The sequence below is a fragment of the Aureimonas sp. D3 genome (assembly GCF_001463805.1).
Taxonomy (GTDB): Bacteria; Pseudomonadota; Alphaproteobacteria; order Rhizobiales; family Rhizobiaceae; genus Aureimonas; species Aureimonas ureilytica_A.
Genome location: NZ_BBWM01000066.1, coordinates 26,226 through 45,138, shown reverse-complemented (window position 1 = coordinate 45,138; position 18,913 = coordinate 26,226). Strand labels below are relative to the sequence as shown.

Here is an 18,913-nt window from a genome sequence, read left to right as displayed (position 1 = left end):
AAAAATGAACCATGCCCGAAGAGAGCGACATCTTGACGTTGCCGCTCACTTTTCCAAGGCCGCCCCATCGTTAGCCGACCAAAACACAACGTGAACGCCCGATCGTGACATTTTCGCCGCCGCACCGGTCAAAGCCTTGGCATTCCTCGCAAAACGCGACAGCCGCCGATTGACGACGGCAGGCGAAGCCGCCAACGTTTTCATCGATGCGACCTGTCCCATGCTCTTCTCCGAATGGCATTCTTCCGTGACCTTCAACCCTCATTCCGCGTCCCGCGACGAGCTTATGGCCGAGGTCGAGCGCCTTCGGGGTCGCCTTGCCTCCGTGCCGATCGCGCCGCCCCTGCCCGATGGAGGCGTCAGCCGGGAGCATCAGCGCGCCATTGCGGAAATGCGGGCCGAGGCGGCGAACCATCTGCGCGCCGCGCGCCGGATCGCGCGCGAGGCCAGTTCGCCCCATCCGGAGGGCGAAGACCTCGCCGCGCGGCTGCGCCGGAGCGAAGCGGCGCGCATCATGTCGGAAGAGCGCCTGTCGCTCGCCTTCGAGGCTTCGGGTTCGCTCGGCTGGTGGGACTGGGACCTGACGACGGACAAGGTCTATGCCGGCCCTTATTTCGCCTCCATGTTCGGGGTCAGCGAGCAGGAAGCCGAAGAGGGCGTCCCGCTCGAACTCTTCGCCTCCGGCATTCACCCCGACGACCGCGAGCGGGTGGCGCTCGCCATCGGGGAGAGCGTGGCGTCGGGGGGCGACTACGAGCAGGACTATCGCTTGTATAGACCGGCGACCGACGAGGTTATCTGGGTCCATGCGCGCGGCCGCGCTTACTTGGACAAGGCAGGCCGTCCTTTGCGCTTTCCGGGCGTCGCGATCGACATCACCGCGTTTCGGGAGAGCGAAGAGCGCAAGCTGGCTCTGGCCGCGCTGGGCGAGCGCCTGCGGGACATGCACGATGTCGGCGAGATCGCCTTTGCAGCGGCCGAGACCATGGCCGTGCAGCTCAACGCGACGCGGGCCGGCGTCGGCGTGGTGGACGCGGTTCAGGAAACCGTGACGATGCAGCCGGACTGGCGGATGCCAGGCATCGCCAGCATTGCCGGCCTGCATCATTTCCGCGACTACGGGTCCTTCATCGACGATCTGAAGCGCGGCGAGATCGTGCTGATCGAGGATACGAGGCGCGATCCGCGCACGACCGGGCATCATGCGTCGCTGGAGGCGATCGGCATTCGCGTTCTTCTCAACGTGCCGATCATCGAGCATGGCCAGCTATCGTTGGTTCTCTTCGTCCATGCCAACAAGCTGCGCTCCTTCTCGGAAGCGGACCTGCGCTTCGTGCGCTCGGTGGCCGACCGCACCCATGCCGCCATCGGCCGCAGCCGGGCGGAGGAGCGCGAGCGCCTGCTCAATCGCGAACTCAGCCACCGCCTCAAGAACACGCTCGCCATGGTGCAGGCCATCGCCTCGCAGACGCTGCGCAACGCGCCCGACATGGCGACCGCGCGCGAAACGCTCGGCAGCCGCCTCGCCGCGCTCAGCCGCGCCCACGATCTGCTTCTGGGTCCGGGTCGGGCGGCCACCGAAATCGGGGCTGTGGCCCATGACACGCTCGCCCTTCATGACGACGGGCAGAACCGCATCCGCCTGTCCGGCCCGCCCGTTCGGCTCGACGCCAACGCCGCCCTGTCGCTGGCGCTGATCCTACATGAGCTGGCGACCAACGCGGCCAAATACGGCGCGTTGTCGGTGCCGGAGGGCACCGTGGATCTTCAATGGGAGATCGAACATCAGGATGGCGCGGACCTGTTCCGCCTTGTCTGGCGGGAGCGCGGCGGCCCTCTCGTCATCGAACCCACGCGCCGGGGTTTCGGCTCGCGTCTGGTGGAGCGCGGCTTGCCGGGCGCGGTCAGCGGCAGCGTGGAACAGCGTTTCGAGCCGGGCGGCCTCGTCTGCCGCATGGAATCCCCGCTCGGCGCCTTGCACAGCTCGGACGGGTAGAGGCATAGCACGCAAGGCACGGGCGTTTTCCTTCGGGCTGTGCCAACAGCCACCGGAGGTTTCGTAGTCCGGAAACTTTTCCCGATGTCGCGCCTTTAAGGAGCATGAGCACGCTCGCAAAACACGCTGTGGCCCTTGTGGCGGAAGACGAGCCTCTCCTGCGAATGGAGGCGGTGGATCTTCTGGAGGATGCCGGCTTCACCGTTTTGGAAGCGGCCAATACCGAGCAGGCGCTCCATCATCTCGCTCAAACCGAAACGATCACCCTTCTCTACACCGACATCGAAATGCCCGGCCCGATCGACGGGATCGACCTGGCACGGGAGGTAGCGGCGCGTTGGCCTCATGTCTCGATCGTCGTCTGCTCGGGCCGCGTCAGACCCGGCGACGGCGAACTGCCCCGGCAGGCTCGTTTCGTTTCCAAGCCGGTCAGCCTCGCCCTGATTCGTCGCGCCGTCGAAAAGGCGCTCCACCCTGGCTAGAAACGCCCGTTTGACGAATCGGCCGACGGCTTTCATGCCCGCGACGAGCGAAATATCGTCCGAAAAAACCGCAATCCAGCGCGCAGGAATTTGCGGACACAGCTAAATAATCTGCCTAAGCTTCTCCAGCACCTTGCCTATTGCCGCTTGGAGGCCAAATCCTGTCATCTGCGTAGAACCGTAACGGGCGGGGATGACGTCGCGGTTGGTCAGGCAGGGTGGAAGGCGGCTTGGGAATGAACCTGTTCGAGGTGTCGGCGCGTGTTCGCGCGACGCCGGCCCTGTCGTGGGGTCTGGCGCTATTGACCTTTGCGGCTGCCCTCTCGCTTCGCTTCGCCACCAACCACATTCTACCGGTGGGCTTTCCCTACCTCACCTTCTTTCCGGCTGTGATCCTGACGGCCTTTTTCGGCGGGTTCTGGCCGGGCGTCACCTGCGCCGTCCTGTCGGGCCTGTCCGCATGGTACTGGTTCATTCCGCCCTTCAACTCGTTCGAGGTGCATCCGGGAACCGCGATCGCCCTTCTGTTCTACGTCTTTGTCGTGGGCGTCGATATCGCGCTGATCGACGCGGTTCACCGGGCCATGGACAGGCTGCAGGATGAACGGGCAACGGTCGGGCGGCTCTACGAGCAGCAGCGCGCCATGTTCCAAGAGCTGCAGCACCGCGTCGCCAACAACATGCAGTTCGTCTCCAGCCTGCTCGGCCTGCAGAAGCGCAAGGTGATGCAGGACCCCGCCAGCGCGGCGGCCGCCTTCGACGACGCGCGAGCCCGGCTCGACACGGTCTCCCGGATTCATCGCCGCCTCTACGATCCCGAAACGCTGAAACAGCCGATCCGCACCTATCTGGCCGATCTCAGCGCCGACATTCTGGAAACCTCGGGCGTCGAAAACATTCGGGTCGAGATCGAGATGGGGCCGGAAATGGAGGGGCGCAGCTTCGAGCTCCAGCATCTCACCACGCTCTCGCTCATCCTGGTGGAGGCGATCACCAACGCCTTGAAACACGCCTTCCAAGGGCGCAACGGTGGCACGATCCGCGTCGGTCTCTCGGCCCTCGGCAACGGGTTCTACCGCCTGAGCGTGGCCGACAACGGCGTCGGCTTTCAGGGGCCCGTCGATCCGGCCACCTCGCGCTCGCTCGGGCAGCGCATTCTCCAGAGCCTTGCCCAGCAGCTCGGCGGAACGATCCGCTATGTGAGCGAGGGGGGCACACGCATGGAGATGGACTTCTCCCCACCCCGCACCCGCTCGGCATCGGCCTGACGAACCGCCTTCCTTGAATCGTTTGACTTGGGACGGCAGCCGTTTAATCTGGGCGATGGATGGTCCCGCGCCGCACCCTGCGCGCACGGGCTAAGAGGGAATGCGAAGGGCCGACTTAAACCAAGGGCCCGGATCGCAGCCGACCCCGCGACTGTAGAGCGGAGAGGTTCCTCCACCGGCGATGATCCGCCGGAAACGCCACTGGATTTCGATCCGGGAAGGCAGGAGACAACCGATGACCCGCGAGCCAGGAGACCTGCCATCCCTTGCGAAGGCGGCCATTTCGGCCGCCGTCACGGAGGTTGATGCCATGACTCGAACCGCCCTTTCGGCCGTTCATCCCATTGCCGCGCCTGCACAGGCGCGCTTCGCCATTGCCGCGTTCGCTCTCGCGCTCGGCGCCTTTCTTGTCTGGGGCGCGGGCTTTGCCAGCGCCGACGCCCTGCACGACACCGCGCATGACGCGCGCCATGCCATGGGCTTGCCCTGCCACTGACGCTTCGCCCTCCCGTGCCGGCCGATCCACGCGTCCGGCCTTGATGCGATTCGTCTCGTTTCTTTGACGGAAGCGCCGGAAAGGCGCTCCGAAGGCAGGATATTGCCCATGTTGACCCGCACACTCGCGGCCGCGCTGTTCGCCGGCCTCGTTGCCGGCGCATCGATCACGCCCGTGCAGCAGATCAAGCTCGTGCCCCTCATCCTCGCGGCCGAGGTCTACGAAGAGGGGGGAGCGCCCGCGCATGCGGCCCACGCGAGCGCACTCGGCCTCGTCTCGCCCGCGTTCGCCCATTCGACCGGCGACCATGCCTCGGCCGGCGGCGAGCACGAAGCGACGACGCTCGTCGCCAGCCGCACGGGCGGCTCGCTTCTGGCCAATCTCGTGCTCGGCTGCGGCTTCGCACTGGTCCTCGCGGCCGCCAGCCTCGCCCTGAACCGGCCGATCACCCTGCGCAACGGCGCGCTCTGGGGCTTGGCGGGCTTCGGCGTCCTGACGCTTGCCCCCGCGCTCGGCCTGCCGCCCGAACTCCCTGCCATGCCGGCGGCGGATTTGGCCGCGCGCCAGTTCTGGTGGCTCGGCACGGTCGCGACGTCTGCCGCCGGGCTGGCGCTTCTGGTGCTGCGCCGCTCGCCCGCCGCGCGGCTCGGCGGGCTCGCGCTCCTCGTCGCGCCCCATCTCGTGCCCGCGCCGCACCCGGCCGATCTCGCCAGCCCCATTCCGCCCACGCTGGCGGCCGAGTTCGCCGTCGCCTCGCTCAGCGTCTCGGCGCTGTTCTTCGTGCTGATCGGGCTCGCGGCGGGCTTTGCCTTCGACCGCTTCGCGCGCTTGGGCACGCGCGCGGCATGAGCGTCCATTTCATCCTCGGCGGCGCGCGCTCGGGCAAGAGCCGGCTGGCCGAAGGGCTCGTGCTGGCGACCGGCCTTGCGCCCGTCTACATCGCGACGGGCCAGGCCTTCGACGCCGAGATGAAAGCGCGCATCGCCGAGCATCAGGCGCGCCGCCCCGCCCCTTGGGTCACGGTGGATGCGCCGCTCGATCTGGCGGAGGCGATTGCCCGAGAGGCCGGCGAAGGCCGTGCGCTTCTGGTGGATTGCCTGACGCTCTGGCTCACCAATCTCATGATGGCGGAGGCCGATATCGAGGCCGAAGCCAGACGGCTTTGCGACGTCCTGAATGGGCTACCGCCCGGCTTCGTCGCGCTCGTGTCCAACGAGGTGGGCCTGTCCATCGTCCCCGAAAATGCCCTCGCCCGCCGCTTCCGCGACGAGGCGGGCCGGCTTCATCAACAGATCGCCGCGCTGGCCTCGAAGGTCACCTTCGTCGCCGCCGGCCTCCCTCTCCAGCTCAAAGGCTGACCCCATGCGTAAGATTCCCGCCACCGTCATCACCGGCTTTCTCGGCGCCGGAAAGACCACGCTGATCCGCAATCTCCTCCAGAATGCCGATGGCCGGCGCATCGCGCTGGTCATCAACGAGTTCGGCGATCTCGGCGTCGATGGCGACATCCTGCGCGGCTGCGGCGTCGAGACCTGCCGCGAGGAAGACGTGGTGGAACTCACCAATGGCTGCATCTGCTGCACGGTGGCCGACGACTTCATCCCCACGATGGAAAAGCTCTTGGAGCGGGCCGACCGGCTCGATCATATCGTGATCGAGACCTCCGGCCTCGCCCTGCCGCAGCCCCTCGTCGCCGCCTTCAACTGGCCGGAGGTGAAGGCGCGCGTGACCGTGGACGGCGTCGTCACCGTGATCGACGCGGCGGCGGTGGCCGCCGGCCGCTTTGCCGACGACGAGGCCAAGGTTCAGGCCCAGCGCGAGGCCGATGAGAGCCTCGACCACGACAATCCGCTGGAAGAGCTGTTCGAGGACCAGATCCGCGCCGCCGATCTTCTGGTTCTCTCCAAGGCCGACCTCGTGAGCGTCGAGGCGCTGGAGGGCGTGAAGGCGGAAATTCAGAACGCGGCCTCCCGCAAGCTCGCGATCGTCACGGCCGAGCAGGGCAAGCTGCCGGCCGACGTACTGCTCGGCCTCGCCGCCGGAACCGAGGATCACATCCACGAGCGCCGCTCGCATCATGAGATGGAGCACGAGGCCGGGCATGAGCACGACCACGACGATTTCGAGAGCTTCGTCGTGGAAACCGGCCCACTCGCTTCGCCCGACGCCTTCATGGCTGGGCTGAAAGCCTTGATCGCGGAACACGACATCCTGCGTGTCAAAGGCTTCGCCGCTGTCGAGGGCAAGGGCGCGCGGCTGCTGATCCAGGCCGTGGGGCAGCGGATCGACGGCTATTACGACCGCCCCTTCGCCGCCAACGAGGCGCGGGTTACCCGTCTCGTCGTGATCGGCCTGCACGATGCGATCGAGGAGAGCGAGGCCGCAATCCGTGAGGCCGTCGCGCAGCTCGCGGCCGGTCATGTGCAGGCTGCGGCGGAGTAAAGCGCCTTGCATCTTCTGGCCGCCCAGCGCGGGACGATCGCGGACGGGGCGGAGGCGGTGGACCTGGGGCAGAGCCCCGGCGACATCCTGTTCCTGTCCGCCGCCGACACGGAACTGGCGGCGCTCGCCGGCGCGGCGCGGCGGCGGGGCTTTGGCGCGGGTGAGTTGCGCCTCGCCAATCTCCTGCGCCTGTCGCATCCGATGTCGGTCGACACTTGGCTCTCGCGCATGGGCGCGCAGGCCAAGCTCGTCGTCGTGCGCCTGCTCGGCGGCGAGCGCTATTGGCCGCATGGCTGCGAGGCGCTGATATCCGGCGCGCAGCGATACGGTTTTCGCTTGGCCATCCTGCCCGGCGACGACAAGCCCGACCCCGGCCTTGAGCGTTTTTCGACGCTCGACCCCGAGGACCGCGAGGCGCTTTGGCGCCTTCTCTGCGAAGGCGGGGCGGCCAATACGGACGCGTTTCTGGAAGGCTGCCGCGCGCTCATCCGTGGCGAGCCTGTGCGGACGGAGGCGCGGCCGATCCTCAAGGCCGGGCTGCTGGAGCGCGGGCGCGCGCCGATCGAGGGCGACACGCGCCCGCTCGTGCCGGTCGTCTTCTATCGCGCGCTGGTGCAGAGTGGGCAGACCGAGGCCGTCGAGGTGCTGTGCGACGCGCTGGAGGCCGAAGGGCTCACGCCCCTCCCCCTCTTCGTATCCAGCCTGAAGGACCCCGTCAGCGTCGAGACGCTGCGCGCCGTCTTCGCGCGCCAGCCGCCCAGTGTCGTCGTCAATCTCACCGGCTTTGCCGTCTCGACGCCCGGCGGCGCGCACAAGGGCACGGTGCTGGACGAGAGCGGGGCCGTGGTGCTTCAGGCCGTGCTCGCCAGCGGCGGGCGCGAGGCCTGGGCGCAATCGACCCAAGGCCTGTCCGCGCGCGATCTCGCCATGAGCGTCGCCCTGCCGGAGGTGGACGGGCGCGTTCTCTCGCGCGCCATCGCCTTCAAGAGCGCGGCCGAATGGGACGCGCTCACCGAGATCGATCTCGTGTCGCATCGCCCGGAGCCCGATCGCCTCCGCTTCGTCGCAGAACTCGCGCGCCGCTGGGCGACGCTTCGCACGGCCGCTCCCCCGGAGCGGCGCGTCGCCATCGTGCTCGCCAATTATCCCAACCGCGACGGACGCATCGGCAATGGCGTCGGGCTCGACACGCCGGCCGGGACGGTGCGCGTGCTCGAAGCCTTGCGGGATGCCGGCTACGGCGTGTCGGACATTCCCCCGGACGGCAACGCGCTGGTGGAGCATCTTCAGAAGGGGCCGACCAATTCGGGCGAGCGCGCGGGCCGGCTCATTCGCGAGACGCTGAGCCTTGCCCGCTACCGCGCCGCTTTCGCGCGCCTGCCTGCCGGCCTGCAAGCCGAGATGACGGCGCGCTGGGGCGCGCCGGAAGACGATCCCTTCTTCGACCCAGCCCATGGCTTCTGCCTGCCGCTCGCGCGCTTCGGCGATGTCCTGGTCGGCGTGCAGCCGGCGCGCGGCTACCAGATCGACCCGAAGGAGACCTATCACGCGCCGGACCTCGTGCCGCCGCATGGCTATCTCGCCTTCTACGCCTTTCTGCGGGAGAGCTTCGGAGCCCATGCCGTCATCCACATGGGCAAGCACGGCAATCTCGAATGGCTGCCGGGCAAGGCGCTGGCGCTGTCTGAAACCTGTTGGCCGGAGGCCGTGTTCGGCCCGCTGCCGCATCTCTACCCGTTCATCGTCAACGACCCCGGCGAGGGCACGCAGGCCAAGCGCCGCGCCTCGGCCGTGATCGTGGACCACCTGACCCCGCCGCTGACGCGCGCCGAAAGCCATGGGCCGGCGCGCGATCTGGAGCGGCTGGTGGACGAATATTACGAAGCGTCGAGCGGCGATCCGCGCCGCGCCGCGCTCTTAAGCAAGGACATTCTGGCGCTGCTGGAGGCGAGCGGGCTCGGGGCGGATGCGGGCCTTCTCCCCGGCGAGGCGGGAGACGAGGCGCTGCAAAGGCTCGACGCTTGGCTCTGCGATCTCAAGGAAATGCAGATCCGCGACGGGCTGCATGTCTTCGGCCTTGCGCCCGAAGGCCGACTGCTGACCGACCTCACCACCGCGCTCGCCCGCCTGCCGCGTGGGCAGGAGCCAGCCGATGCCTCGCTGCACCGGGCGCTGGCGGGCGATCTCGGGCTCGGCTTCGACCCGCTCGACTGCGACTTTTCCACAGGCTGGACCGGCCCACGCCCCCAGCTTCTCCACAGCCTGTCCACCGACGCTTGGCGCACGGTGGGCGATACGGTGGAGCGGATCGAGCTTCTAGCCGCGCGCCTCGTTTCGGGCGAGGCGGAGCCTTCGTCCGAATGGGCACGCACGCTGCCCGTGCTGGCGGAAGTAGACACGCGGCTGAAACCCGCCGTCTCCGCCTGCGGCGCGGCGGAAATGGCGGGGCTCCTGCGTGGGCTGGAGGGCTGTTTCGTGCCGCCCGGGCCCTCTGGCGCGCCCACGCGCGGGCGGCCGGACACGCTGCCGACGGGGCGCAATTTCTTCTCGGTCGATACGCGCGCCGTGCCGACGGAAGCGGCCTGGCGGCTCGGGCGGCTTTCGGCCGAGCGGCTGGTGGAGCGCCATTTCCAAGACCAGGGCGAGTGGCTGAGTTCGGTCGGCCTCACCGCCTGGGGCACGGCGAACATGCGCACGGGCGGCGACGACATCGCACAGGCCCTCGCCTTGATGGGCGCGAAACCCAGCTGGGATCGCACCTCCGGCCGCGTCACCGGGTTCGAGATCGTGCCGCTGGCCGTCCTCGGCCGCCCGCGCGTGGACGTGACCTTGCGCGTTTCGGGCTTCTTCCGCGACGCCTTCCCCGAGCAGATCGCGCTGCTCGACCGCGCCGCGCGGACTGTGGGCGCGCTGGACGAGGAGCCGGGCGAGAACCCGATCGCCGCGCGGATGCGCCGTGAGGAAGCGGAAGCCCGCGCGCGCGGCCTTGCCCCCGACGAAGCCAAGCGCGAAGCGGGGCACCGCGTCTTCGGCTCCAAGCCCGGCGCATACGGCGCGGGGCTTCAGGCGCTGATCGATGAAGGCGGCTGGCAGACGCGCGCCGATCTTGCCCATTCCTATCTCCACTGGGGCGGCTATGCCTATGGCGCGGAAGGCGAAGGGTTGCCGGCGCGGGAGAGCTTCGAGCGGCGCCTCGGCGGCGTCGAGGCCGTCGTCCAGAACCAGGACAATCGCGAACACGATCTTCTGGACTCCGACGATTACTACCAGTTCGAAGGCGGCATGAGCGCGGCGGTGGAAACCCTCTCGGGCACCGCGCCGGTGGCCTATCACAACGACCATTCGCGCCCCGAGCGCCCGGTAATCCGCACGCTGGACGAGGAGATCGCCCGCGTCGTGCGCGCCCGCGTGGTGAACCCCAAATGGATCGCCGGCGTCATGCGCCATGGCTATAAGGGCGCCTTCGAGATCGTAGCCACGGTCGATTACCTCTTCGCCTTCGCCGCGACCACCCATGCGGTCGCCGACCGGCATTTCGATCTCGTCCACGCCGCCTTCGTGGAAGACGAGCGCGTTTCGGCCTTCATGCGAGACAACAACCCGGCGGGCTTTGCCGAGATGCGGGCGCGCCTCGCCGAAGCCATCCGGCGCGGCCTCTGGCATCCGCGCTCCAACTCGGCGAGACTTGCCCTCGAACCTTTGGCCCTCGAAACGGAGACCATCCATCCATGAGCGAGAAGTCGCCCCTCGTGGCCGCCATGAGCGAAGAGGAACTCGACGCGCGCCACGCCGAGAAGATGCGCAAGAAGAAGGCCGCGCGCGACAAGATCCTGGCGACCAAGACGCAGGAAAAGGGCCTCGTCATCGTCCACACCGGCAAGGGCAAGGGCAAATCAACAGCCGCCTTCGGCCTCGTCTTCCGCGCGCTCGGCAACGGCATGAAGGTCGGCATCGTCCAGTTCGTGAAGGGCAAGTGGGAAACCGGCGAGCGCGCCGCGCTGGAGCGCTTTCCGGGCGAGGTGACGATCACCGCCATGGGCGACGGCTTCACCTGGGAGACGCAGGACCGCCAGCGCGACATCGCCGCCGCGCGTCAGGCCTGGGAGCGCGCCAAGGCGATGATATCAGATGAGGAGCACGACATGGTGATCCTCGACGAGCTGAACATCGTGTTGCGCTACGACTATCTGGCCGTGGAAGAGGTCGTGGACTTCCTGCGCGAGCACAAGCCCGAGATGAAGCATGTCGTCATCACCGGGCGCAACGCCAAGGAGGAGCTGATCGACTTCGCCGATCTCGTGACCGAGATGGAGATGATCAAGCACCCGTTCCGCTCCGGCATTAAGGCGCAGCGGGGCATCGAGTTCTAGGGAGGCGACATAACCCTGCGGGGGAGGACCGGCCCCGATGCCGGCCTTGGCTGTGGAAGCTTCCCGTTTCCCTGCCCGTTCGGCGGGCGTTCAATCGCCGTGCAGCTTCAGCGCAGGGCCCTTGGTCGGCGAGATCATGTCGGCGGCGATCGAGACCGTGCCGCGCAGGCGGCCGAGAACGCGCCATTGGTGCTGGCGCTGGAGCGCGTTGTAGGCGGCCGTCGCGAAATGGCCGTGGATGAGGAAATCGTCCTTCTTCCCGAAGCCGATCATGCCGACCGTCCCGGCGCGGCCGAGCGAGACGATCCGACCCTTGTCGGCGTAGCGGAAGGGTTCCACCGGCTCGCCGCGCGCGATCAACGGCAGCACCTCGACGAGATAATCGGCCTGTTGGCTCGCGGCCTGCGCGGTCGGCGGCAGCGGTTTGTCGGCGCCGGGCGGCGTCAGACTGGCTGCATCGCCCATGGCATAGACATGCTCGTCCAGGCTCGAGCGCAGCGTCTGGTCCACCACGATGCGCCCGCGATTGTCGATCTCGAAGCGTCCGAGGCGCTTCAGGATCGGATTGCCGACGAGACCGGCCGCCCAGACGGCGAGGTCACAGGGCCAGCGCTCGCCCGACTTCGACGACACCGCATCCACCTCGATGCGCGAGACATTGACGTCGGTCACGGTCTTGATGTCGAGTCGGCGCAGCCGCTCGGCCAATTGCTGGCGCAGTTCGGGCTCGGCCCCCGGCATGATCTCGGGCGCAGCTTCCAGAATGGTGATGCCCAGAAGCTTGCGCCGCCGCTCGGCCGTGCTCTGGTCGAAGAAGCCGCGCTCGGAGCGGCGCAGATGGGCGGCAAGTTCCGTGCCCGTCGCGCCGGAGCCGACGATCACCACCTCCGCCGGCTCGCCCGACTCGCGCGCCTCGATCATCGCGGCGATGAACCGATCGCGGAAATGGTCGGCATCGGCCTTGGTGTCGAGCCGCACCGCGAACTCCTTGACGCCTGTCGTACCGAAATCGGGCACGACGCCGCCGAGCGCCACCACGCAGACATCATAGGGAATGCGCCGTTCGCGCGCGGCGACCGTCCCGTCCTTTCCGGGAATGGCAGCCAGCACGATCTCGCGACGGTCGTGATCCAGTGCGCTCACCTCGCCCTGCTCGAAGCGGAAGCCCCGAAGATGCCCGAGCATGTAGAAGGACATTTCGGCAAGCGAGGAAGAGACGGTGCCGGCGGCGAATTCATGCAGGCGCGGCTTCCAGAGGTGAGCGAGTTCCCGGTCCACCAGAACCACCTCCAGCTCGCCCTTGCCGGCAAGCTGCGAGGCAAGTTCCAGACCGCCCGACCCGCCGCCCAGAATGACGATCCGCTTGTGCGCCGTGCTGCCTGCCATGATCCTCGCCGTCTCCGTTTCACCTTTCGATCCGAACCGCGTCACCGAGCGCTTGTTCCCCCGCAAACGCGGCACGGCTCCAGAGTTCGGAGCCGCATCGCTCGCCGTAGGGGAAGCTCTTCTACAGACCCCCGGTGCCCATCAGGCCGGTGAGCCCGATGATGATGAGGTAGAAGGCGACGATGTAGTTCAGAAGGCGCGGCATCACGAGGATGAGGATGCCGGCGATCAGCGCCACGATCGGCTGGACGGTGATGATTTCCATGGGTTTGCCCTGTTTCTAGGAACGCGGCCGTCAGGCCATGTACCAGCCGTGGCTGACGGTGATGGACTGGCCGGTGAGCGCCCGCGAGCCGAAGCCGGCAAGGAAGATGGCGACCTCGGCCACGTCCTCGACCGTGGTGAACTCGCCATCGACCGTGCGGCCGAGCATGATTCGGCTCACCACCTCCTCCTCGGGAATGCCGAGCGAGCGCGCTTGTTCGGGGATCTGCTTTTCCACGAGCGGCGTCTTCACGAAGCCGGGGCAGATCGTGTTGGCGCGCACGCCGTGCGGCCCGCCCTCGCGCGCCATGACGCGCGACAGGCCGAGAATGCCGTGCTTGGCGGCGACATAGGCGCTCTTGAGCGGCGAAGGCTCGTGCGAATGCACCGAGCCCATATAGATCATGGAGCCGGACTTCTGCCGGTACATATGCGGGATGCTCGCCTTGGTGACGAGGAAGGAGCCGCCGAGATGGATGTCCACCACGCGCTTGAACTCCTCGTAGGGGAAATCCTCGATCGGGTGGACGATCTGGATGCCGGCATTGGCGATGGCCGTGTCGAGCCGGCCCCAATGCTGGACGACGCGCTCGATGCCGGCCTGGACACCCGCTTCGTCGGTCACGTCCATCGTCAGCGCGAGGGCCGAGCCGCCCGCCGCCTCGATCTCGCCCGCCGCTTCCTCCGCCGCCTCGCCCTTCAGATCGGCGATGGCGACGCGCGCGCCTTCGCGGGCGAAGCGCCGCGCGATCTCGCGCCCGATGCCCGACCCCGCCCCGGTGATCACCGCAACCTGTCCTTCGAGACGCATCGCGCCCTCCTTCGAACCCCGCTTGGCAAGAGGGGAGAATAGTCCCGCGGCGCGTCATGAAAAGATCGTTGCGCATTCCCCGACAAAAAGCGGGCGACTTGTTCGCGCTTTTTCCTTTCGCCCGCGCGGAACGGAGCTATAACGCGGCGCACAAGGCCGAGGCGACGGCCCCCATAGCGAAAGGACCGGCCCCATGCAGGCTGTACGGATCGACGGAAAGGCGAGCGCGGAATCGGTTCTTCGGGACGTGACGGCAGCGGGCGCGGCGCTGCACAAGAAAACCGGCGTCAAACCGGGCCTCGCCGTCGTGCTGGTGGGCGAAGATCCGGCGAGCCAAGTCTATGTCGCCAACAAGGGGCGCACGGCGGAGGCCTGCGGCTTTCATTCCGTCACCCATCGCCTGCCGGCCGACACCTCGCAGGAGGCGTTGCTGGCGCTGATCGACGAGCTGAACGCCGACCCCGCCATCCATGGCATTCTCCAGCAGTTGCCCCTGCCCAAGGGGCTGGACGCGGATGTCGTGGTCGGGCGCATCGACCCGGACAAGGACGTGGACGGGCTGACGCTGGTGAATGCCGGGCGGCTCGCGAGCGGCCTCGCCGATGATGCTTTCGTACCCTGCACCCCGGCGGGCTGCATGGTGCTCCTGCGTCAGGTTCTGGGCGACGATCTCTCGGGCAAGCGGGCGGTGGTGGTCGGGCGTTCCAATCTCGTCGGCAAGCCCATGGCGCAGCTTCTGCTTCTGGCCAATGCCACGGTCACGGTGGCTCATTCCCGCACGAAGGATTTGCCGGCCCTTTGCCGCGAGGCGGACATTCTGGTGGCCGCGATCGGGCGTCCGGGCCTGCTCAAGGGCGACTGCGTGAAACCCGGCGCGGTGGTGATCGATGTCGGCATCAACCGCGTGCCCGCGCCCGACAAGGGCGAGGGCAAGACGCGGCTCGTCGGCGATGTCGCCTATGACGAGGCCGCCGCCATCGCCTCGGCCATCACGCCCGTGCCCGGCGGCGTCGGGCCGATGACGATCGCCATGCTGATGGCCAATACGGTGGCGAGCGCCTGCCGCGCGGCGGGCGAGCCCCGCCCCCGGTTCTGACGGAGAGCCGGGGACCGAGACATGACCGATCCCCGCCCCTCCGCCGTGCCGCTGCGCACAGTCTCCGGCCTGTTCTATCGCTCCGTCGCGGCCGAGCGCGCAGGCGAGGTTCTGGCCCCGCCCGGCCCCAGCAGCGCCGGGCGTTATCATCGGCCGGGCGAGAGCGTTCTCTATATGAGCCCGAGGCTCGAATGGGCGATCAGCGCCGTTTCCGGCTATATCAGGGAGGACGGACACGCGCGTGTCGTCATCGCGCTTCAGGTGAGCGACGCCCATGTGCTGGACCAACACGACGAAGAAGCCTGCCGCCTCGCCGGGATCGATCGCGAGGCCTCCAATCTCTCCTGGCGCTCCGTTCTCGCGGCGGGCGGCGAGCCGCCTTCCTGGCGCACAGCCGACCGGGCGCGCGAAGCAGGGGCCGACGGGCTGATCGACCGCTCGCGACAAATCCCCGGCGGCTGGCATCTCAACCTCTTCCGCTGGAACACAGCGGGCGCGCCCACTGTCACCGTCGCGGGCGAGCCTCAGCCCATCCGCCTGTCGGAAGGCGGGCCGGTCTGGGGTCTGTGAACTCCTTCATTCGGGAGGCACGAGCTCGCTCCGCGCGACCTCAAGCACCGCGCGAGTGAGCGGCTGGAGTGGCTCGGCCCCGAGCCGGCTGACCTGCCAATGGAGCGGCACATCCAGCGGCACGCCGGGCAGAAGCTCCACAAGGCGGCCGGCCTTCAGATGCTCCTCCACAAGTTGCACCGGGTTCAGGCCCCAGCCCATGCCGAGCAGCGCCGCCTCCACGAAGCCCTGCGTCGAGGGTAGCCAATGGGTGGGGTGCGCGAGGTCACGGCCGAAGGCGCGCTTCAGCCAGTCGGCCTGAAGCCGGTCCTTCTGGTTGAAGGTCAGCGCGGGGGCGGACGCCAGCGCGCGCGGCGTGACGCCCTCGGTGAAATGGCGCGCGGCGAACTCGGGGCTGGCGGTCGCGAGATAGCGCAGCGAGCCGAGCGGCAGCGACCGACAGCCCTGCACGGGCCGCGCCAGCGCGCTGACGGCGGCCAGAACTCGGCCCCGCCGCAGCCATTCGGCCGTGTGGTCCTGATCATCCACCGCCATGTCGAGAAGATGCCCGGTTTCCGTCGAGAAGCGCGCAGCGGCCTTCAGGAACCAGGTGCCGAGACTGTCCGCGCTGGTGGCGACGGGCAGCGTGACGCGCGGCGCACCCGCCTCCTCGCCCGCCCCGTTCGGCAGATGGCGAAAGAGATCGGCCTCCAACAGGCCGATCTGCTCCATGTGCCGGCATAGGCGCGCGCCGGTTTCGGTGGCGCGGCAGGGCTGGCCGCGCTCCACCAGAACTGCGCCGACCCGCTCCTCCAGTTGGCGCACGCGCTGCGACACGGCAGAGGGCGTCACGTGAAGATCGCCCGCCGCGCGCTCGAAGCTCCCGGTGCGGACCACGGCGGCGAGCGCGCGAAGGGCGGGATAGTCGAGCATTCGAGGTTTAGCTCCGCTTCATCAGCCTAAGATGGTTTAACACAGCTAACCCATCCATCCATGCTACGTCGCTCCCGTAATCGAACACGGGGCTTTGAGATGATGAGCGCAGACGCCTATGCCACCGGCCTCACCACGGGGCTGACGCTGATCCTGGCGATCGGCGCGCAGAACGCCTTCGTCCTGCGCCAGGGCATTCTCGGCGCGCATGTCCTGGCAGTGTGCCTCGCCTGCGCCCTGTCGGATGCGATCCTGATTGCGCTGGGGGTTTCGAGCTTCGCGCGCGTCGCCGCGCTCTTGCCGGCGTTGGACCCGATCCTGCGCATCCTCGGGGCGGGCTTCCTGATCTGGTATGGCGCCAAGAGCCTGATGCGCGCCTTCCGGGCGAGCGACGCGCTGCGTCTGGCGGAAGTCGGCGCGGGGAGCCGGCGCGAGGCGCTCGCGACCTGCCTTCTCCTCACCTGGGCCAATCCGCATGTCTATCTCGACACGGTGGTGCTGATCGGCAGCCTCTCGACGCGCTTTCCCGGCGCGGAATCCTCGTTCGGCGCGGGCGCGGTCACGGCCTCGTTCGGCTTCTTCTTCGCGCTGGGCTTCGGAGCGCGCTGGCTGCGCCCGATCTTCGAGAGGCCCGCCGCTTGGCGCGCGCTGGAAGCTTTGATCGGGCTGACCATGGGCGCAATCGCGATCAAACTTCTGGCCAGCGGCTGATACGCCATAAAAAAAGTCCCGCATCCCTCAAGGGATGCGGGGCTTGCAATCGAACCGCGAGGACGCTCAGGCGTCCTTGGTGGAATCATCCGGCACGCCGGGCTTGGCAGGCGCGGCGTTGGCATCCGCGCCCACAGCCACTTTCGGCCCGCCCTTGGACACGCCGACCATGGCCGGGCGCAGGACGCGCTCGCCGATCGCGTAGCCGTCCTGCACGACCTGAACCACCGTGTTGCTCGGCAGTTCGGCGTTCGGCACCTCGAACATGGCCTGATGGAAATTCGGGTCGAAGCGCTGGCCCTCGGGCTCCAGCTTCTTCACGCCGTGGCGCTCCATCGTGGACTGCATGGACCGGGCGGTCATCTCCACGCCCTCGGCCAGCGTCTGGAGGCCGGGGTCCGTGTCGCGCGCGCCCTCGGGAATCGCCTGAAGCGCGCGAGCGAGATTGTCCGACACGGCCAGGATATCGCGCGCGAAATTGGCGACGGCGAACTGGCGCGCGTCCTTGACCTCGCGCTCGGTGCGACGGCGCAGATTTTCCATGTCGGCGGCCAGACGGATCAGCCGATCCTTGACGTCGGCATTCTCGGCTTCGAGTTCGGCGATGCGCGCCCGGTCGGCCGCCGCAGCCTCTTCGCCGCCCCAGGAGCCTGCGGGCTCCTCGGCGGTCTCGGCCTGCGCGCCCGCCGCGCCGGGAGCCGCGCCCGCGACGCCCGAGCCCTTGAAATAGGCGCCGCCGCCGGCGGAATGCGCGCCGCTTTCGCTCTCGTGGTCGTTCACGTGCTTCTCGCTCTCGCCTGTCATCGGGCACTCCTGTTCCTGTCGAGGGGACAAACAATCCGGCGCCATGAGGCGGCCGCCGGACTGCTCTCCCGTAAAGGGTCGTCGCTGCGGCATATCGAATGAGGCGGGCCGGAAATCAAGGCCGGCGCACCGGCGCTCCGCCCGCCAGAAGGCGCGACACGAGCCGCGCCGTATAGTCCACCATGGGCACGATGCGCCGATAATTGAGGCGCGTGGGGCCGATCACGCCCACCGCGCCGATCACGCGCTGATCGGAGTCCGAATAGGGCGCGATCACGAGCGAGGAGCCGGACAGCGAAAACAGCTTGTTTTCCGAGCCGATGAAGATGCGCACGCCGTTGCCCGCTTCCGCCAGATCGATCAGCTCCATGATCGAGGTCTTGGATTCCAGATCGTCGAAGAGATGGCGCAGCCGGTCGAGATCGTCGGCCGCCGACAGACTGTCCAGAAGATTGGCCCGCCCGCGCACGATGAGGCGCGAAGGCTGGCCCGCGCCCTCACCCGCCCAGACCGCGAGCCCCGCGTCCACCAGTTGGCGAGACAGCTCGCCGAGCTGGCGGGACGTTTCCTCCTTCAGCGCCTCGATGCGCCGGCGCGCTTCGGCGAGCGTGCGCCCGACCACATGGGCGTTCAGGAAATTGGCCGCTTCCACGAGCTGCGCGGCGGTGATGCCGGGCGGCAGGTCGAGAATGCGGTTTTCCACCTCGCCATTCTCGCCGACGAGAACGACCAGAGCGCGCGCCGCGTCGAGCCGCACGAACTCAATATGCTTGAGGCGCGGATCGGCCTTGGCGGCGACCACGATGCCCGCCCCGCGCGACAGGCCGGAAAGGAGCTGCGAGGCTTCCGTCAGGAGCGCGTCCACCGGGCGGCGCTCGCCATGGTCGCGCACCTTCTTCTCGATCTCGGCACGCTCGCGCTCGGGCACGTCGCCCACTTCCAGAAAGGCGTCCACGAAGAAGCGCAGGCCGACTTCCGTCGGCAGCCGCCCGGCCGAGACATGCGGGGCATAGATCAGCCCCAGCGCCTCGAGGTCGGACATGACATTGCGGATGGAGGCGGGCGACAGCGCGCTCGACAGGAGGCGCGACAGGTTGCGCGAGCCCACGGGCTCGCCGGTTTCCAAATAGGAATCGACGATCAGCCGGAAAATCTCGCGCGAGCGCTCGTCCAGCCCGCCCGCGAGCGGGGTCTGGCTGGGCGTGAGATCGTGGAAGGGAGGCAGGACGCGCTTCATGGCCTGTCTTATAGGGATCGCGAGGGTTTCAGCCAAGGCGGAGAGAGTGGGCCGCCAAGCACCCTGTT

General features: G+C 68.2%; 19 protein-coding genes and 1 riboswitch. Of the genes, 12 read left to right on the top strand and 7 right to left on the bottom strand.

Annotated elements, in window-relative coordinates; genetic code table 11:
* Window positions 1-45: 45 nt before the first annotated feature.
* Window positions 46-258: a hypothetical protein gene (locus AUL36_RS23990; RefSeq protein WP_192843499.1), complete on the bottom strand. Its 213-nt coding sequence runs from the start codon at window positions 256-258 to the stop codon at window positions 46-48.
* Here AUL36_RS23990 and AUL36_RS20240 point away from each other — a divergent pair.
* The 9 genes from AUL36_RS20240 (at window position 248) to cobO (ending at window position 11,054) form a co-directional block, all read left to right on the top strand.
* The gene (locus tag AUL36_RS20240; RefSeq protein WP_192843877.1) at window positions 248-1,996 is read left to right on the top strand and encodes an HWE histidine kinase domain-containing protein; all 1,749 of its coding nucleotides are present in this window, start codon (window positions 248-250) and stop codon (window positions 1,994-1,996) included. The two genes, AUL36_RS23990 and AUL36_RS20240, sit on opposite strands and share 11 nt — an antisense overlap.
* Window positions 1,997-2,100: 104 nt before the next feature.
* Window positions 2,101-2,478 (top strand): response regulator, encoded by a 378-nt coding sequence (locus AUL36_RS20235; protein ID WP_082655970.1) that lies wholly within the window; start codon window positions 2,101-2,103, stop codon window positions 2,476-2,478.
* A 236-nt stretch (window positions 2,479-2,714) separates the two neighbouring features.
* Window positions 2,715-3,746, top strand: coding sequence for a sensor histidine kinase (locus AUL36_RS20230; RefSeq protein WP_058601136.1), 1,032 nt, complete (start codon window positions 2,715-2,717; stop codon window positions 3,744-3,746).
* 43 nt (window positions 3,747-3,789) lie between these two features.
* Window positions 3,790-4,024: riboswitch (cobalamin riboswitch) on the top strand.
* Window positions 3,982-4,242 carry a CbtB domain-containing protein gene (locus AUL36_RS24895; RefSeq protein ID WP_306302843.1) on the top strand — a complete coding sequence of 87 codons (261 nt, stop codon included), beginning with the start codon at window positions 3,982-3,984 and terminating at the stop codon, window positions 4,240-4,242. Its footprint overlaps the riboswitch before it by 43 nt.
* 108 nt (window positions 4,243-4,350) lie before the next feature.
* Window positions 4,351-5,091 (top strand): CbtA family protein, encoded by a 741-nt coding sequence (locus tag AUL36_RS20220; RefSeq protein WP_062223689.1) that lies wholly within the window; start codon window positions 4,351-4,353, stop codon window positions 5,089-5,091.
* Window positions 5,088-5,600, top strand: a complete 513-nt coding sequence (gene cobU, locus AUL36_RS20215; protein WP_062223686.1) for a bifunctional adenosylcobinamide kinase/adenosylcobinamide-phosphate guanylyltransferase — start codon at window positions 5,088-5,090, stop codon at window positions 5,598-5,600. The genes AUL36_RS20220 and cobU overlap by 4 nt, the downstream gene beginning before the upstream one ends.
* 4 nt (window positions 5,601-5,604) lie before the next feature.
* The gene (gene cobW, locus AUL36_RS20210) at window positions 5,605-6,684 is read left to right on the top strand and encodes a cobalamin biosynthesis protein CobW (RefSeq protein WP_062223684.1); all 1,080 of its coding nucleotides are present in this window, start codon (window positions 5,605-5,607) and stop codon (window positions 6,682-6,684) included.
* A gap of 6 nt (window positions 6,685-6,690) precedes the next feature.
* Complete coding sequence (cobN, locus tag AUL36_RS20205) at window positions 6,691-10,416, top strand: cobaltochelatase subunit CobN (protein ID WP_062223681.1); 3,726 nt, start codon at window positions 6,691-6,693, stop codon at window positions 10,414-10,416.
* A complete protein-coding gene (gene cobO / locus AUL36_RS20200) occupies window positions 10,413-11,054 on the top strand; it encodes a cob(I)yrinic acid a,c-diamide adenosyltransferase (RefSeq protein ID WP_062223679.1) in 642 nt (213 codons plus the stop codon). The genes cobN and cobO overlap by 4 nt, the downstream gene beginning before the upstream one ends.
* A 90-nt stretch (window positions 11,055-11,144) precedes the next feature.
* Here cobO and AUL36_RS20195 read toward each other — a convergent pair whose 3' ends face one another.
* From AUL36_RS20195 to AUL36_RS20190, 3 genes are all read right to left on the bottom strand, one after another.
* On the bottom strand, window positions 11,145-12,440 hold the full coding sequence (locus AUL36_RS20195; RefSeq protein ID WP_062223677.1) for an NAD(P)/FAD-dependent oxidoreductase: 1,296 nt from the start codon (window positions 12,438-12,440) through the stop codon (window positions 11,145-11,147).
* 121 nt (window positions 12,441-12,561) lie between these two features.
* Window positions 12,562-12,705, bottom strand: a complete 144-nt coding sequence (locus AUL36_RS23450; RefSeq protein WP_082640594.1) for a DUF3096 domain-containing protein — start codon at window positions 12,703-12,705, stop codon at window positions 12,562-12,564.
* Window positions 12,706-12,735: 30 nt separating this feature from the next.
* Window positions 12,736-13,515: a 3-hydroxybutyrate dehydrogenase gene (locus AUL36_RS20190; RefSeq protein ID WP_062223675.1), complete on the bottom strand. Its 780-nt coding sequence runs from the start codon at window positions 13,513-13,515 to the stop codon at window positions 12,736-12,738.
* 193 nt (window positions 13,516-13,708) lie between these two features.
* On the opposite strand from AUL36_RS20190, the gene folD reads away from it, so the two are divergent.
* Together folD and AUL36_RS20180 are read left to right on the top strand one after the other, a co-directional pair.
* Window positions 13,709-14,611, top strand: coding sequence for a bifunctional methylenetetrahydrofolate dehydrogenase/methenyltetrahydrofolate cyclohydrolase FolD (gene folD / locus AUL36_RS20185; protein WP_062223673.1), 903 nt, complete (start codon window positions 13,709-13,711; stop codon window positions 14,609-14,611).
* Between the two features lie 21 nt (window positions 14,612-14,632).
* Entirely contained in the window at window positions 14,633-15,181 is a 549-nt protein-coding gene (locus tag AUL36_RS20180) for an RES family NAD+ phosphorylase (RefSeq protein WP_062223671.1), read from the top strand.
* Window positions 15,182-15,187: 6 nt separating this feature from the next.
* Here the strand turns inward: AUL36_RS20180 and AUL36_RS20175 are convergent, their stop codons facing one another.
* Entirely contained in the window at window positions 15,188-16,093 is a 906-nt protein-coding gene (locus AUL36_RS20175) for a LysR family transcriptional regulator ArgP (RefSeq protein ID WP_062223669.1), read from the bottom strand.
* 102 nt (window positions 16,094-16,195) lie between these two features.
* On the opposite strand from AUL36_RS20175, the gene AUL36_RS20170 reads away from it, so the two are divergent.
* Window positions 16,196-16,804 (top strand): LysE/ArgO family amino acid transporter, encoded by a 609-nt coding sequence (locus AUL36_RS20170; RefSeq protein ID WP_062223755.1) that lies wholly within the window; start codon window positions 16,196-16,198, stop codon window positions 16,802-16,804.
* A 66-nt stretch (window positions 16,805-16,870) separates the two neighbouring features.
* Here the strand turns inward: AUL36_RS20170 and grpE are convergent, their stop codons facing one another.
* Both grpE and hrcA read right to left on the bottom strand, forming a co-directional pair.
* Window positions 16,871-17,608 (bottom strand): nucleotide exchange factor GrpE, encoded by a 738-nt coding sequence (grpE, locus tag AUL36_RS20165; RefSeq protein ID WP_062223667.1) that lies wholly within the window; start codon window positions 17,606-17,608, stop codon window positions 16,871-16,873.
* Between the two features lie 115 nt (window positions 17,609-17,723).
* A complete protein-coding gene (gene hrcA, locus AUL36_RS20160) occupies window positions 17,724-18,845 on the bottom strand; it encodes a heat-inducible transcriptional repressor HrcA (RefSeq protein ID WP_082640595.1) in 1,122 nt (373 codons plus the stop codon).
* Window positions 18,846-18,913: the final 68 nt, after the last annotated feature.

Excerpts from the sequence above, each read along its gene's own strand:
- AUL36_RS20235 (WP_082655970.1), top strand. The coding sequence starts at position 2,101 with ATGAGCACGCTCGCAAAACACGCTGTGGCCCTTGTGGCGGAAGACGAG.
- AUL36_RS20230 (WP_058601136.1), top strand. The coding sequence starts at position 2,715 with ATGAACCTGTTCGAGGTGTCGGCGCGTGTTCGCGCGACGCCGGCCCTG.
- AUL36_RS24895 (WP_306302843.1), top strand. The coding sequence starts at position 3,982 with ATGACCCGCGAGCCAGGAGACCTGCCATCCCTTGCGAAGGCGGCCATT.
- AUL36_RS20220 (WP_062223689.1), top strand. The coding sequence starts at position 4,351 with ATGTTGACCCGCACACTCGCGGCCGCGCTGTTCGCCGGCCTCGTTGCC.
- cobU (WP_062223686.1), top strand. The coding sequence starts at position 5,088 with ATGAGCGTCCATTTCATCCTCGGCGGCGCGCGCTCGGGCAAGAGCCGG.
- cobW (WP_062223684.1), top strand. The coding sequence starts at position 5,605 with ATGCGTAAGATTCCCGCCACCGTCATCACCGGCTTTCTCGGCGCCGGA.
- cobO (WP_062223679.1), top strand. The coding sequence starts at position 10,413 with ATGAGCGAGAAGTCGCCCCTCGTGGCCGCCATGAGCGAAGAGGAACTC.
- AUL36_RS20195 (WP_062223677.1), bottom strand. The coding sequence starts at position 12,440 with ATGGCAGGCAGCACGGCGCACAAGCGGATCGTCATTCTGGGCGGCGGG.
- AUL36_RS23450 (WP_082640594.1), bottom strand. The coding sequence starts at position 12,705 with ATGGAAATCATCACCGTCCAGCCGATCGTGGCGCTGATCGCCGGCATC.
- AUL36_RS20190 (WP_062223675.1), bottom strand. The coding sequence starts at position 13,515 with ATGCGTCTCGAAGGACAGGTTGCGGTGATCACCGGGGCGGGGTCGGGC.
- folD (WP_062223673.1), top strand. The coding sequence starts at position 13,709 with ATGCAGGCTGTACGGATCGACGGAAAGGCGAGCGCGGAATCGGTTCTT.
- AUL36_RS20180 (WP_062223671.1), top strand. The coding sequence starts at position 14,633 with ATGACCGATCCCCGCCCCTCCGCCGTGCCGCTGCGCACAGTCTCCGGC.
- AUL36_RS20175 (WP_062223669.1), bottom strand. The coding sequence starts at position 16,093 with ATGCTCGACTATCCCGCCCTTCGCGCGCTCGCCGCCGTGGTCCGCACC.
- AUL36_RS20170 (WP_062223755.1), top strand. The coding sequence starts at position 16,196 with ATGAGCGCAGACGCCTATGCCACCGGCCTCACCACGGGGCTGACGCTG.
- grpE (WP_062223667.1), bottom strand. The coding sequence starts at position 17,608 with ATGACAGGCGAGAGCGAGAAGCACGTGAACGACCACGAGAGCGAAAGC.
- hrcA (WP_082640595.1), bottom strand. The coding sequence starts at position 18,845 with ATGAAGCGCGTCCTGCCTCCCTTCCACGATCTCACGCCCAGCCAGACC.